Genomic DNA, 13,809 nt, shown 5'->3' on the forward strand with positions numbered 1-13,809 from the left:
CGCCTTTGCCGTCAGCAGGTGCTAGTGCGTGTCCACCGCTTCAACCTCGGACTTGTCCTCGCCCCACAGGGTGTGGAAGGTACCTTCAGCGTCGACGCGGCCGTACGTGTGCGCACCGAAGAGGTCGCGCTGGCCCTGGATGAGGGCGGCGGCCACGCGCTTGCGGCGCAGCCCGTCGTAGTAGGCCAGCGACGAGGAGAACACCGGCACCGGGATACCCAGCTGGACGGCGGTGGCAACCACGCGGCGCCATGCGGGGAGGGCGTCGGCGATGGCCTTGGTGAACGCCGGAGCGAACAGCAGGTTCGCCGGCTTCTGGTCCGCGGCGTAGGCCTTGGTGATGTCCTTGAGCAGCTCAGCGCGGATGATGCAGCCTGCCCGCCACAGCGAGGCGATTTCGTCCAGCTTCAGGTCCCAGCCGTATTCCTTGGCGGCGGACGTGAGCATGTCCAGGCCCTGTGCGTAGGACACCAGCTTGGAGGCGTAGAGGGCCTGTCGGACGTCCTCGACGAAGGTTTCCGGGATTTCCACGGTGGCTTCGTTGCCCGCCAGCAGTTCCTGGCCCAGCTTGCGCTGCCCGGCCTGGGAAGAGAGAGCACGGGCGAAGACGGATTCTGCGATGCCGGAAACCGGCGAGCCCAGTTCCAGTGCGGAGATGACGGTCCAGCGGCCGGTGCCCTTCTGGCCGGCAGCGTCAACGACGACGTCGACGAACGGCTTGCCGGTCTTGGCGTCAACGTGGCCCAGGACCTCGGCGGAGATTTCGATGAGGAAGGACGAAAGGTCGCCCTGGTTCCACTCGGAGAAGATCTTTGCCTGCTCGGCAGGCTCGATGCCCGCACCGGAGCGCAGCAGGTCGAAGGCCTCGCCGATGACCTGCATGTCCGCATACTCGATGCCGTTGTGGACCATCTTGACGAAGTGGCCCGCGCCGTCGGTGCCGATCCAGGCGCAGCAGGGTTCGCCGTCGACCTTTGCGGAGATCTTTTCCAGCAGCGGGCCAAGGGCCTTGTAGGACTCCTTGGAGCCGCCGGGCATGATGGAGGGGCCATTCAGGGCGCCCTCTTCGCCGCCGGACACACCGACGCCCACGAAGTGCAGGTCCTTCTTGGCCAGCGCGGCCTCCCGGCGGCGGGTGTCCTCGTAATGCGAGTTGCCGGCGTCGATGATGATGTCGCCCGGCTCCAGCAGCGGCTCAAGCTGTTCGATGACCGAGTCCACGGGCTTGCCGGCCTTGACCATGATCAGGACACGGCGCGGCTTCTCCAGCGAATCAACCAGTTCCTGCAGGGTTTCGGTCCGGATGAAGTCACCCTCCGAGCCGTGCTTTTCCAGCAGTGCGTCCGTCTTCTCCACCGACCTGTTGTGCAGGGCAACCGTGAAGCCGTTACGGGCGAGGTTGCGGGCGAGGTTGGCGCCCATGACGGCCAGGCCGGTGACACCGATGTGTGCAGACATCAATAACTCCAATTCGTAGTTTGCCCCGGGCGCCCGTTTCCGCAGGGCGGGAAGGCACCGGGTCATTCAGGGGGTCGGAATAAAGCATATATATTCTGGCGGTGACGCGAAAGTAACGGCCGCGTAATGGAACCCATTGTGTCGGTCCGGGCCCCGCGCCGCGACCCCTGCCGCACCCAGCCGCGGAGGACACGCGCTCAATCCGGGGTTTGGCAACAACTAGGCTTAGCAGCATGACCAGCAGCCTGCATCACCGTGCCATCGACAACCTGGGCACCCGGATCATCTCGGGGGACCTCCCCGCGGGCCACGTGATGCTCGCCGAACAGCTGGAGGACGAACTCCAGGTGTCACGGTCGGTGATCCGCGAGGCGGTGCGCGTCCTGCAGTCCCTGGGACTGGTGGAAACCACCAAACGCGTGGGCATCCGGGTCCTTCCCGCCAGCCGCTGGAACCCCTTCGATCCGCAGGTGATCCGCTGGCGGCTGGCCAGTGACGCCCGCGGCGCCCAGCTGCGGTCCCTTGCCGAGCTGCGTGCCGCCGTAGAACCCGCAGCCGCGGAGCTGGCAGCGCAAAACGCGCCGGCGCCGCTGCGGATGGAACTGGTGGACGTGGCCCGGGCCATGCGGGAAGCCGGCAACAACGGCGAAGTTGCACGCTTCCTGGAACTGGACATCCGTTTCCACTCGCTGCTGCTTTCCGGCTCCGGCAACGAAATGTTCGCCAACCTGATGGGACAGGTGGCCGAAACCCTGACCGGCCGAACCGTCCACGGCCTGATGCCCGACCACCCGCACCAGGCCGCCCTGCAGTGGCACCAGGACGTGGCCGAGGCAATTGCCAGGGGTGACGCCGCGTCCGCCCGCGAGGCCTCCGACCGGATCATGCGCCGCACCATGTCCCAGATGGCCGACACGTGGACCGAGCAGCCCCGCGTCTTCATCCCCGTGAGGCAGTAACCGTCAGGGCCCAGCCCCGAAGCTGAGGAGGACTTTGCCGGAGGTGGTGGAGTCTTTGGCGGTTTCGAAGGCGTGCAATGCGTCTGCGAGGGGGTATTCGTGGGTGATGACGGGGTCGATGTGCAGGGAGCCGTCCGCGAGGGCGGCGATGACCTGGTCGATCTCGTCGTTGAAGCGGAAGGAGCCTTTGAGGTCCAGTTCGCGGGTGATGGCCAGCGAGATGGGGACCGGCTGGGCGCCGGTGGGCAGCAGCCCCACCATCACCACGGTGCCGCCGCGGACCGCGCCGTTGATGGCGGAGGCGAGGCCGTGGTGGTTGCCGGAGGATTCGATCACGACGTCGGCCTCGACGGCGGCGATCGCGGCGGCGTCGGCCGCGTGGATGACGTCGTCCGCGCCCACGGCTCTGGCGATCTCCAGCGGCCTGGCATGCAGGTCGACGGCGGTGATGCGGGCCGCGCCGGCACGCTTCAGGACCGCGACGGCCAGGGCTCCGATGGGCCCGGACCCGACCACCAGCGCCGTCTTCCCGCGGACATCCCCCGCCCTGGACACGGCATGCCAGGCCACGGACGCAGGTTCGATCAGCGCCGCCGTGCGCAGGTCAATGCCCTCCGGAAGGGCCCGGAGCATCCGTACCGGCAGGGTGACGTACCGGCTGAACGCCCCGTCCGTGTGCGGGTAGCGGGCCGCGCTGCCCAGGTAGGTGCAGCCCGGGGACAAGTTCGGCCGGTCCGCCGGGTATTTTGCTGCGCCCGGGCCCGGGGTGGCGGGGTGGACGGCGACGGCGGTCCCGGCCTCCGGCCCTGACCCGTCAGCCGCGGCCCGGACCACCACGCCGGAGATTTCGTGGCCCAGGACCAGCGGGGCCTTCAGGATGGACTCCCCCGCGGCCCCGTGCAGCCAGTAGTGCAGGTCCGAGCCGCAGATCCCGCCGAACGCGACCTCCACCACCGCCTCATCGGGCGCTGGTTGGGGCAGCGGCACTTGGTCGATGCGCAGGTCCCCGGCGGCGTGGGCCACCAGGGCCGGGCCGGAGGCAGGAAGGTTCCCAGTTTGCAGAGTCATCAGACCACCACCGTCATTCCGCCATCGATAAAGATGGTTTGCCCGTTCACGAAGTTTGACCCCTCAGATGCCAGCCACACCACAGGGCCCGCGAGGTCCTGGACGGTGCCCCACCGGTGCGCCGGGGTCCGGCCCAGGATCCAGGAGTTGAACTCCCCGTCGTCCACCAGGTTCTGCGTCATCTCGGTATGGATATAGCCCGGCGCGATCGCGTTGACCTGCAGCCCGGAGGCCGCCCACTCCGCGGTCATGGCCCGGGTCAAGTTCCGCAGACCGCCCTTCGCCGCCACATAAGGGGCGATCGTTGGCCGGGCCAGGTCCGCCTGCACCGAGCAGATATTAATGATCTTGCCCCGGCCCCGGGGAATCATGCGCCGGGCGGCCTCGCGGCCCACCAGGAACGCGCTGGTCAGGTCCGTGGAGAGCACCCGTTCCCAGTCAGCGACGTCCAGGTCCAGCATCGGCACGCGGTGCTGGATCCCGGCATTGTTCACCAGGATCTCCAGCGGACCAACGTTCTCCTCGATCCAGGCGATGCTGCGGGCAGCGGCGTCTCCGTCGGTGACGTCAAACGCCACGCTGTGCACCCGGCCGGGCGGATAATCGGCCGCGAGCGCCGTTTCGGCTTCCTTCAGCCGCTCGGGGTTGACGCCGTTCAGCACCACCGTGGCCCCCGCCTCAGCCAACGCCCGCGCCAACGACAAACCAATACCCCGGCTCGACCCAGTCACCAACGCCACCCGGCCGGTCAAATCAAAAAGCGATGTCATGGTGCAACTGTTCCTTCCGCCGCTGCTGCGGCTTGATGGCTGAGGTTGGCTATGGTTTGGCGCACGACGGCGAGGTCCTGGTCGCCCAGGCCCTGCCGCTCCAGTTCTGCGTACAGTTCGACGGCGGCGGCCGCCATGGGTGTCGCTGTTCCTGCCGCGTTGGCGGCGTCCAGCACGAAGGACAGGTCTTTGTGCATGAACTTGGCCGGGCCGGTGGGGGCGTAGTCCCTGCGGGCCAGCCGGGGCCCGACGATGTCCAGGACCCGGCTTCCCGCCAGGCCACCGGCCAGCACGTCAAACAGGGCCGCGGGATCGAGCCCGGAACACTCGGCGAGTTCGGCAGCTTCGGCGAGGGCCGCCGTCGTGGTTCCCACCACCAGCTGGTTGCACGCCTTGGCCAGCGATCCTGCCCCCAGGGGGCCGAGGTGGCGGACTGTGGTGCCCATGGTCCGAAGGAGGGGCTCAACATGCTGGAACGCTGCCGCGTCGTCGGCGCCGGCCATGATTGCCAGGGTGCCGTCGGCAGCGCCCTTGGTGCCGCCGCTGACCGGGGCATCGACCACCTGCGCGTTGCCGCCGCTGGCGAGACGGACATGCTGCCCAAAATTCCGAATGCCCGTTGGCGAGACACTGCTCATAACCAGCAGGACGGTACCGGGAGCCGGGAGCCGCTGCTGCCAGCTGAGCAAAAGGCCTGCCGCCGCTTCCTCGATGTGGGGCAGGTCCGGCAGCATGAAGATGATGACAGGCAGGTCGCGCATGTCCGCCACGGTGGCGGCCGCAGTACCACCCTGATCCAGCAGCCGGGCCACGGCGCCCGGCGACCGGTTCCAGCCGGTGATGCGCCATCCCTGCCTGACGGCATTTTCCGCCATCAGGCTCCCCATCAGCCCCAGGCCTGCAAAGCCCGCCTGCTTGTCCTCCATGTCCAGCCTCACGTCGTCGTAATTCATCAGAGCTGTTCAATATCCTAGCCGCCATTCAGTATGATGAACACCATGACATCTGCACTTACCGTGGCCATCGCTGTCCCGCTCGAAGCAGAGCTTGTGGACCAGATCCGGGCCGTCGACCCGTCCGTAACCGTCCTGTACCAGCCGGACCTGCTGCCGCCGGAACGTTTTCCGGCCGACCACGCAGGGGATCCCGGATTCCAGCGGACCCCCGAACAGGAGGAGCGCTATTGGCACATGCTCAACAGCGCCCAGGTACTGTACGGCTTCCCCAATGAAAGCCCGGCAGGCCTGGCCCGGGTCGCAAAAGAGAACGGGCACCTGCAGTGGGTCCATGCCATGGCTGCCGGGGCGGGAGGCGCCGTGAAGGCATCAGGCCTGGACCGGAAGACCCTGCAGAAATTCCAGATCACAACCTCCGCCGGTGTCCACGCCCTCCCGCTGGCAGAGTTCGCCGCCATGGGAATACTCAATGGTTTCAAGCGGACCGGCGAACTGGTACGCGACCAGCAGGCAAAATCCTGGCCGGAACTGCGCACCCCCACCCGGCTGGTCAGCGGCTCAAAGCTGGTGGTGGCCGGCCTCGGGGAGATTGGCCTGGAGACGGCCCGCCTTGCCCGCGCCCTCGGCATGACAGTAAGCGGAACCAAACGGACCGTGGAGCCTTTGGCGGGAATCGAAGCAGTGACGGACAATGACGGCCTCGCCGGGCTCCTGGCGAGCGCCGACGCGGTGGTGAACACCCTGCCCGGCACGCCATACACCGACAAGCTCTTCAACCGCGCCATCTTCGCAGCCATGAAGCCGGGAACTGTCTTCGTCAACGTCGGACGGGGCACCGTGGTGGACGAGGAGGCGCTGCTGGAGGCCCTTGACAACGGCCAGGTATCCTACGCCTGCCTGGACGTGTTCGCGGTGGAGCCGCTCCCCCTCGACAGCCCGCTGTGGAGTCACCCCCGGGTCCTGGTCTCACCGCACACGTCGGCGCTCAGCGCCGCGGAGAACCGGCTCATCGCCGAGCGGTTCTGCAGCAACCTGCGCACCTTCCTTGACGGTGGCGAGCTGCCGCACCTGGTGGACACCGTCCACTTCTACTAAGCAACGCCTGCCGTTCCGGGCCCGCCGGCCAGGCACCGGACGGCCGCGGCTCCCCCTGCAGGGGCCGCGGCCGTCCTTTGCTTTAACGCCGCCGTTGCCAGGGCCCTGCCGGCGGCATTCCTTTGCTCTAACGCCCCGGTTGCCAGGGCCCTGCCGGCGGCATACCGGGGGACAGTCCCTGGGCATGGCAAAGGCCCGGCCGGATGGACCGGCCGGGCCTTGGGCGTAAGGCTAGCTGGCGTCCTCGATGAGGACGAGGTCACGCCCTACGGTTTCCGGGGTGAAGAAGGTGGTGGCGAAGGAAATCAACGCCAGCACCAGCGAGTAGATCGCCGGAACCAGCCAGGAGTGGTTGGTGGCAGCCAGCAGCGCCACACCGATCATCGGCGCGAACCCACCGGCGAAGACCGCGGAGATCTCCCGGCTCAGGGCGACGCCGGTGAAGCGGTGCTGGGACCCGAACAGTTCAGGCAGGAGGGCACACTGGGGCCCAAGCATGGCCTGCACGCCCAGGGCAATACCGACCACCATGACCACCCACACGAGCGTGGCGTTGCCAAGGGTCACCAGGTAGAAGGCCGGCAGCGCGATGACCGCCTGGAACAGGGCTCCGTAGCGGTAGACCGGAACGCGTCCGTAGCGGTCGGAAAGGGCACCGAAGGCGACCACCATGACGGCGGCGAAGGCGGCAGCAATGAGCAGCCCGGTGGGGCCAACGAACTTGTCACCGGCAAAGACGCCGGCAGGCAGGCTGATGAAGGAGACCAGCAGGGCCGAGTAGATGGAGGAATTTCCGTTCTCGCCCATGCGCAGCCCGATGCCCACCAGGACGTTTTTCCGGGAATGCTTCCAAATCTGGCCTACGGGATTCTTCACAACCGCCTTGTGCTTCTCCAGTTCCTGGAAGACCGGGGTCTCCTTCAGGCGCAGGCGGATAAAGACCGCGATGGCGATCAGGATGACGCTGGCCAGGAAGGGCACGCGCCACAACCAGCCCTGCAGGACGGCCTTGTCCGCCAGCGCCATGAGCGCGAACGTACCGGCTCCGAGCAGGGTGCCCAGCTGGATGCCGACGAACGGCAGTGAGGCGAAGAAACCACGACGGCGGCGCGGTGCCACCTCGGAGATAAGGGTTGTAGCGCCCGCCTGTTCGGCTCCGGCGCCGAGGCCCTGGAGGATGCGGAGGGTGACCAGCAGGACTGCTCCCAGCATTCCGGCCTGTTCGAACGTGGGCAGGAGGCCAATGGCGAAGCTGGACATGCCCATCAGGCCGATGGTGAGGATCAGGACCATCTTGCGGCCAAACCGGTCACCGATGTGGCCAAAGACCACGCCGCCGAAGGGCCGGGCGGCAAAGCCCACTCCGTAGGTGGCAAAGGAAGCGATGACGGCGCCGCTCTCGCCCAGTGGCGCGAAGAACAGCGGTCCGAAAATCAGGGCCGACGCCAGGCCGTAGATATAGAAGTCGTAGTACTCCAGGGCGGAGCCGACGGAACTGGCAAGAGTTGCCCTCCGCAGCTGGTCCGCGTCGACGATGGTGCCGTCCGCGGCATGCGGTGCATTAGTACGAGTTGTCACAAGAACTCCCTCATCACGCGCCAGGCCCCCGTTGGCCGGGCGGGTCAGCGACAGCACCAGTAGTGCCGATCACCATGTTGAACAGAGTACAACATAATGGACATCCAGCAATAGCACTTTGCGCAAAATGCGCCCAGGCCGTTTTCCTGGAAGCTCCTCCTAGCCCATGGGGTTGCCGAGGGACCGGGCAAGCTCCTGGAGTTCCTTCACCATCCGGGCTCCCTGCTCCTCCGTATAGGTAGCCTTGAGCGCCGTCACGGACAATCCCAGGCTGGGCCCGTGCGAGCCCCTGGTGGGCACGGCAACCCCGAGGCAAACCACTCCGGTGGTTGATTCTTCATCTTCGAAGGCGTAGCCCTGTTCCCTGATGGCCTGGAGCTGGTCCTTCAGCTCACGTCCCGTCCGCAGGGATTTGGGCGTCAGGACGGGCAGTTCGGCGTCGTCCGGGAACATGTCTTCAATGTCATGGTCGTGGAGCCTGGCGATCAGGGCCTTGCCTACCGCGCAGAGCGAGACCGGCATCTTGTCGCCGATATTGGACGTCAACCGGACAGCGGGGTGGCCTTCATAGCGGGCCAGATAGATGACATTGGTCCCGTCCAGCATGGCGATCCGAACCGTCTCGCCGGAAAGGGTGGGGGCCTGCTCACAGTACCGATAGAACTCCTGGACCTCGTCCATCCGGCTCAGGTAGGCGGCGCCGAGTTCGACAAGCTTGCGCCCCAACGTGAATTCGGCGCCCTGCCGGTTAATAAGCCGCGCTTCCTCCAGCGCCAGCAGCAGGTTCGACGTTGAGGATTTCGGAATTCCCAGTTCGCGCGCCAGGTCGCTGAGCGTGAGCCTTCCACCTGGGGAGGCAGCCAGCGCTTCGAGCACTGCCGCAGCGCGGGTGACCGCCGGCGCCGGCGAAGCGCTCCCCTGTCCGTCGGAGGAGCGTGGGGTACGGGAATCGGCCATGATTCTCCTTAATAAGGCGCTTGCGCTTCGTCGCTATGCTGTCCATTCTGCTGAACACAAACCATCATAATGGCTGTTTTGCGGGTCATTACGCGGGGTGACCACAGCGGAAGGCCTCAGCCGCGGCATGACTTTTTGTTTCCGGAAGTTCACGGTATATTCGTCGCAGGCCCTCCACCGCGGCATCCCCCAATAGTCGCGGTGGAGGGTTTTCCAATGCCCGTGAAGTGGCCGGGCCAGGAAGCAGGCGGAGCAGCCCGGAGCCGGGAGCAGGCGCCAAGCTGTCAGGCCGCACCCGCCACGGACTCCCGAAGACGCCAACTGCCGCCCACCCCGTCGCGTTCCAGGTACATGGTGGTCAGCGCGGACCTGCTGTTTGCACCAAGCCTGACCTGGATCTGCAGAACTTCGACGTCGACGCCGCCCCTGCCCTTGGGCATGCGGCGGCTGCTTTCCCACCAATTGATGCGTTCGAACCAGCGCACCGGGGGCGCACCCACGGCCCATTCCCTGCCCTTGCCCACGACCGCCGTCGGCCGTCCCTCACTGTCCGTGCGCACTATGACGTGTTCCATTCCGGCAGGCTATGGCAGGGCACTGACATTGGTGGCGGAACGCAAAAACCCCGCTGCCCTGGCCAGGAGGCGTGGGCAACGGGGTATTCCGTTCGTGGGTCCTACCGGGATCGAACCGATGACATCCACGGTGTAAACGTGGCGCTCTACCAGCTGAGCTAAAGACCCTGATGTGCGCTGTTGACGGCCAATCCGCCGCAACCAACGAACATAGACTCTACCCGACCAAGGACGGTAAACGCCAATCCACGAACGGTACGCCGGTCCGCTACAGTGCCGGGAGTTCGGCCGCGAGGTAGGCCAGCGCCTGGCTGACGCCTGCCTCAAGCTTGATGGTTGCCTTGTCGTCGCCGCGGGTGGCGCCACGGTTGATGATGACCACCGGCTTGGCCTCCTTGGCTGCGTGCCTGACAAACCGAAGGCCGCTCATAACGGTCAGCGACGAGCCCGCAACCACCAGCGCTTCGGCCCGGTCCACCATTGCATATGACCGCTCCACCCGGTCCTTTGGCACGTTTTCCCCGAAATAGACAAAATCAGGCTTCAGGGTGCCACCGCAGGCAGGACAAACAGCCACAACGAAACTGCTGATGAGGGCCTGGTCCTCCACGGTGGCGTCGGCATCCGGGGCCATCTCCACCAGCCCGCTGGCTGCTGCCCGCTCCAGGAACCCGGGATTGAGCTCCTCGAAAACACCTGCCAGCAGGCGGCGGGAGTAGGTACGGCCGCAGTCCAGGCAGATGACCTGGTCATACCTGCCATGGAGATCAACGACGTTTGAGCTGCCCGCATCCTGGTGCAGCCTGTCGACATTCTGGGTGATGAGCCCCGTGAGGTAGCCCCGGCGCTCAAGTTCGGCGGCGGAGAAATGCCCTGGATTGGGATCGGCGTGCCGCATATGCGACCAGCCAATGTGGTTCCTGGCCCAGTAGCGCTGCCGGTTGGCCGCGTTCCTGACGAATTCCTGGTAGGTCATGGGCGACCGGGGCGGCGAGTCCGGACCGCGGTAATCCGGTATCCCCGAATCCGTGCTCAGGCCCGCTCCTGTCAACAGCGCAAAGCGGCCACCGGCGAGCAGGTCGCGGATCCGGGCCAGTACTTCCAGCTCGTGCGGCGACAGCGGGGCCGGGGCCACCGGCGGCATGCTGGCGAAGCCGGTAAGACCCGTCCCCCGCCGCTGCTCAGCCATGGTGCTTCAGGCCCGTCCCAGCTCCGCCAGGACGCTGCGGTATTCGTTGAAGTCCCGCGCCTGCCCCCGCGGATTGACCACGCTGTAACGGACCCTTCCACCGGCATCAATGATGAAGGTGGCCCGCTTTGCCATGCCGCTGCCGGCATCGAACACGCCGTAGGAGTCGGCAACGGCCCCGTGCGGCCAGAAGTCCGCAAGGAGGTCGAAGCCGTAGCCTTCCTGTTCCGCATAGGCGCGAAGGCTGAACTTGCTGTCCACGGACACGGCCAGGACCACCGCATTGGAATCCTCGAACATGCCCAGGTTGTCCCGGATCTCGCAGAGCTCACCCGTGCAGATTCCCGAGAATGCGAACGGGTAGAAGACCAGCGCCACGTTCCGGCCGCGGAAGGATGACAGCTTCACCGGCTCGCCGTACTGGTTGGCCAGCTCGAAATCGGGCGCCAGCGAACCCAGCCCGGGAACAGCGGCGGACGCGGCCTCGACCGCTGCCGTCATTTGTTCTTCCTGCTGACCAGGCGGGTGGCGCTCCAGTCCTTGGATACCCCGGCGGAAGTGGTGACGTGCAGGCCGGCCGTGGGTGCCGCTTCCTGGATGTCCGCGGGCGAAACGTAGCCATCACGACCCGACTTGGGGGTGAGGACCCATACGACGCCGTTTTCGCCAAGGGTGGTGAGGGAATCAACAAGGCTGTCCACCAGGTCCCCGTCGCCGTCGCGCCACCAGAGGATCACGGCATCCGCTACCTCATGGTCGTCCTCGTCCAGCAATTCGGAACCGGTGAGGTCCTCAATATCGTCACGCAAGTCGAAATCGACATCATCGTCGTAACCGAACTCCTGAATCAGATCCCCGTTCTTGAAACCCAATTTTTCCGCCACATTTACCGAAGTGGCGGCGTCGGCCTCGCTCACGTGTTCCTCCAATACCTCATATATGCGGTGCGCATAGTGATTTCCATTACTCCCAAGCCAACACCCTTTGTGCCTGCGCTTCAAGCTGCCGCCCCCGGTATTGCGCATATTCTGCGTCACACCGCGCTGCGGACGGCCCGTCGCAGGGGCTTTTCGTCACACAATCAGTATGACGAACGAAATACAACCGCAGGACCCGGCCGCAGCTACGCATCGTCTTGCGGTCAGGGCTAGAGTGGCTGGTGACAACTATGCCTGCAGGACGACAACCTTGTGACTCCATGCAGACATAGGAGCGCTAGGAAGCTGCCCGGCACACATGCCCGGGCTGTTGTAACCGATACGTCGCACACGGCGTATGTACGCCGGGCAGTCACCCTGCCTGGCCTGAGTGCGCCGATTCATGCGCGCAAAGAGAGGTTGGACGTGGCTGCAGGAGAAGATACCTCCCATATCCTCAGCGGGTTGACTAACCAGCTGCCTGATCGTGATCCGGAAGAGACTGCCGAGTGGGTTGAGTCCCTGGATGCGTTGATCAGGGAACAGGGCACCGAGCGTGCCCAATACATCATGCGGAGCCTGCTGCAGCGCGCCGGCGCGCAGAGCGTGGGTGTGCCGATGGTGACCACCACCGATTACGTGAACACGATCCCGGTGGACCAGGAAGCGGAATTCCCGGGCAACGAGGAGTACGAGCGCCGGTACCGGGCCTACATGCGGTGGAACGCCGCGGTCATGGTGCACCGGGCGCAGCGGCCCGATATCGGCGTCGGCGGACACATCTCCACCTATGCCGGTGCCGCGACCCTGTACGAGGTCGGGTTCAACCACTTCTTCCGCGGCAAGGACCACCCCGGCGGCGGGGACCAGGTCTTCTTCCAGGGCCACGCCTCCCCCGGGATGTACGCCCGGGCGTTCATGGAAGGCCGGCTCTCCGAGGAGGACCTGGACGGGTTCCGGCAGGAAAAGTCCCGCGCCGGGCATGCCCTGTCCTCCTACCCGCACCCGCGGCTGATGCCGCACTTCTGGGAATTCCCCACCGTGTCCATGGGTATCGGGCCGATGAACGCGATCTACCAGGCGCAGAATAACCGCTACCTGCACAACCGGGGCCTGAAAGACACCTCGGACCAGCAGGTCTGGGCGTTCCTGGGCGACGGCGAAATGGACGAGCCTGAATCCCGTGGCCTGCTCCAGCTCGCCGCGAACGAGAACCTGGACAACCTGAACTTCGTGATCAACTGCAACCTCCAGCGCCTGGACGGGCCGGTGCGCGGCAACGGCAAGATCATGCAGGAACTCGAAGCGTTCTTCCGCGGCGCGGGCTGGAACGTGATCAAGGTCGTCTGGGGCCGGGAATGGGATGACCTGCTCACCCGCGACACCGACGGGTCCCTGGTGAAGATCATGAACGAGACCGTGGACGGGGACTACCAGACCTACAAGGCCGAATCCGGCGGGTTCGTCCGCGAACACTTCTTCGGCAAGACCCCGCAGACCAAGGACCTCGTCGCGGACCTCACCGATGACCAGATCTGGAACCTCAAACGCGGCGGCCACGACTACCGCAAGGTCTACGCCGCCTACAAGGCAGCCACCGAATTCAAGGGCAAACCCACCGTCATCCTCGCCCACACCGTCAAGGGCTACGGCCTCGGACCACACTTCGAGGGCCGCAACGCGACCCACCAGATGAAGAAGCTCACCCTGGATGACCTGAAGAAGTTCCGCGACCACCTGCGGATCCCGGTCACCGACGAGGAGCTGGAGAAGGACGCGTACCGTCCGCCGTACTACCACCCCGGCAATGACGCACCCGAAATCAAGTACATGATGGAGCGCCGCGCCGCCCTGGGCGGTTCGGTCCCGGAACGCCGGAACACGCACGCCGAAATCGTACTGCCGGATGCGAAGTCCTACGAGGTGGCCAAGCGCGGGTCCGGCAAGCAGCAGGCCGCCACCACCATGGCATTCGTCAGGCTCCTGAAGGACCTGATGCGGGACAAGAACTTCGGCAAGCACATCGCCCCGATCATTCCCGATGAGGCCCGCACGTTCGGCATGGACGCGTTCTTCCCGACGGCGAAGATCTACAACCCGAAGGGGCAGAATTACCTGTCCGTGGACCGGGACCTGGTCCTGGCCTACAAGGAATCCCCTGCAGGCCAACTGATCCACCCGGGCATCAACGAAGCCGGCGCCGTGGCAGCCTTCACCGCCGCCGGCACCTCCTACGCCACCCACGGCATCCCCCTGGTCCCGGTCTACGTGTTCTACTCCATGTTCG

Annotated in this window: 13 protein-coding genes and 1 tRNA gene; 3 read left to right on the forward strand and 11 right to left on the reverse strand. The window is 65.8% G+C overall.

All coding sequences use genetic code 11. From position 1 onward, the window contains the following. Positions 1–21: 21 nt before the first annotated feature. Positions 22–1,458 carry an NADP-dependent phosphogluconate dehydrogenase gene (gene gnd, locus PUN71_RS06185; RefSeq protein ID WP_043450946.1) on the reverse strand — a complete coding sequence of 479 codons (1,437 nt, stop codon included), beginning with the start codon at positions 1,456–1,458 and terminating at the stop codon, positions 22–24. A 233-nt stretch (positions 1,459–1,691) separates the two neighbouring features. Between gnd and PUN71_RS06190 the strand changes: the two genes are divergently transcribed. After that, positions 1,692–2,417, forward strand: a complete 726-nt coding sequence (locus tag PUN71_RS06190; protein ID WP_043450945.1) for a FadR/GntR family transcriptional regulator — start codon at positions 1,692–1,694, stop codon at positions 2,415–2,417. A 3-nt stretch (positions 2,418–2,420) separates the two neighbouring features. Here PUN71_RS06190 and PUN71_RS06195 read toward each other — a convergent pair whose 3' ends face one another. The 3 genes from PUN71_RS06195 to PUN71_RS06205 are packed head-to-tail and all read right to left on the reverse strand — an operon-like array spanning position 2,421 to position 5,181. Further along, a complete protein-coding gene (locus PUN71_RS06195) occupies positions 2,421–3,485 on the reverse strand; it encodes an L-idonate 5-dehydrogenase (protein ID WP_277797711.1) in 1,065 nt (354 codons plus the stop codon). After that, entirely contained in the window at positions 3,485–4,255 is a 771-nt protein-coding gene (locus PUN71_RS06200) for an SDR family oxidoreductase (protein ID WP_277797712.1), read from the reverse strand. Before PUN71_RS06200 ends, PUN71_RS06195 begins: the two co-directional genes overlap by 1 nt. Beyond that, the gene (locus PUN71_RS06205; protein ID WP_277797729.1) at positions 4,252–5,181 is read right to left on the reverse strand and encodes an NAD(P)-dependent oxidoreductase; all 930 of its coding nucleotides are present in this window, start codon (positions 5,179–5,181) and stop codon (positions 4,252–4,254) included. The genes PUN71_RS06200 and PUN71_RS06205 overlap by 4 nt, the downstream gene beginning before the upstream one ends. 60 nt (positions 5,182–5,241) lie before the next feature. Between PUN71_RS06205 and PUN71_RS06210 the strand changes: the two genes are divergently transcribed. Beyond that, positions 5,242–6,306: a D-2-hydroxyacid dehydrogenase gene (locus tag PUN71_RS06210; protein WP_349361803.1), complete on the forward strand. Its 1,065-nt coding sequence runs from the start codon at positions 5,242–5,244 to the stop codon at positions 6,304–6,306. A 231-nt stretch (positions 6,307–6,537) separates the two neighbouring features. Here the strand turns inward: PUN71_RS06210 and PUN71_RS06215 are convergent, their stop codons facing one another. The 7 genes from PUN71_RS06215 to PUN71_RS06245 all read right to left on the reverse strand — a co-directional run bounded on the left by PUN71_RS06215 (position 6,538) and on the right by PUN71_RS06245 (position 11,522). After that, positions 6,538–7,884, reverse strand: coding sequence for an MFS transporter (locus PUN71_RS06215; protein ID WP_277797714.1), 1,347 nt, complete (start codon positions 7,882–7,884; stop codon positions 6,538–6,540). 159 nt (positions 7,885–8,043) lie between these two features. Further along, complete coding sequence (locus PUN71_RS06220) at positions 8,044–8,841, reverse strand: IclR family transcriptional regulator (protein ID WP_043450941.1); 798 nt, start codon at positions 8,839–8,841, stop codon at positions 8,044–8,046. Positions 8,842–9,125: 284 nt separating this feature from the next. Beyond that, positions 9,126–9,416, reverse strand: a complete 291-nt coding sequence (locus PUN71_RS06225) for a hypothetical protein (RefSeq protein WP_277797715.1) — start codon at positions 9,414–9,416, stop codon at positions 9,126–9,128. Positions 9,417–9,511: 95 nt separating this feature from the next. Then, positions 9,512–9,584 (reverse strand) — tRNA-Val (locus PUN71_RS06230). A 100-nt stretch (positions 9,585–9,684) separates the two neighbouring features. Beyond that, the gene (locus tag PUN71_RS06235; protein ID WP_277797716.1) at positions 9,685–10,605 is read right to left on the reverse strand and encodes an NAD-dependent protein deacetylase; all 921 of its coding nucleotides are present in this window, start codon (positions 10,603–10,605) and stop codon (positions 9,685–9,687) included. Between the two features lie 6 nt (positions 10,606–10,611). Next, complete coding sequence (locus PUN71_RS06240; RefSeq protein ID WP_043450936.1) at positions 10,612–11,106, reverse strand: peroxiredoxin; 495 nt, start codon at positions 11,104–11,106, stop codon at positions 10,612–10,614. Beyond that, entirely contained in the window at positions 11,103–11,522 is a 420-nt protein-coding gene (locus PUN71_RS06245; RefSeq protein WP_043451133.1) for a DUF3052 domain-containing protein, read from the reverse strand. The genes PUN71_RS06240 and PUN71_RS06245 overlap by 4 nt, the downstream gene beginning before the upstream one ends. A 426-nt stretch (positions 11,523–11,948) precedes the next feature. On the opposite strand from PUN71_RS06245, the gene aceE reads away from it, so the two are divergent. Next, positions 11,949–13,809 (forward strand): pyruvate dehydrogenase (acetyl-transferring), homodimeric type (gene aceE / locus PUN71_RS06250; protein WP_277797717.1); only part of this gene is annotated, 1,861 nt, incomplete at its 3' end.

The organism is Arthrobacter sp. NQ7, from assembly GCF_029581595.2.
In the GTDB taxonomy this organism is placed as follows: Bacteria; Actinomycetota; Actinomycetes; order Actinomycetales; family Micrococcaceae; genus Arthrobacter; species Arthrobacter phenanthrenivorans_B.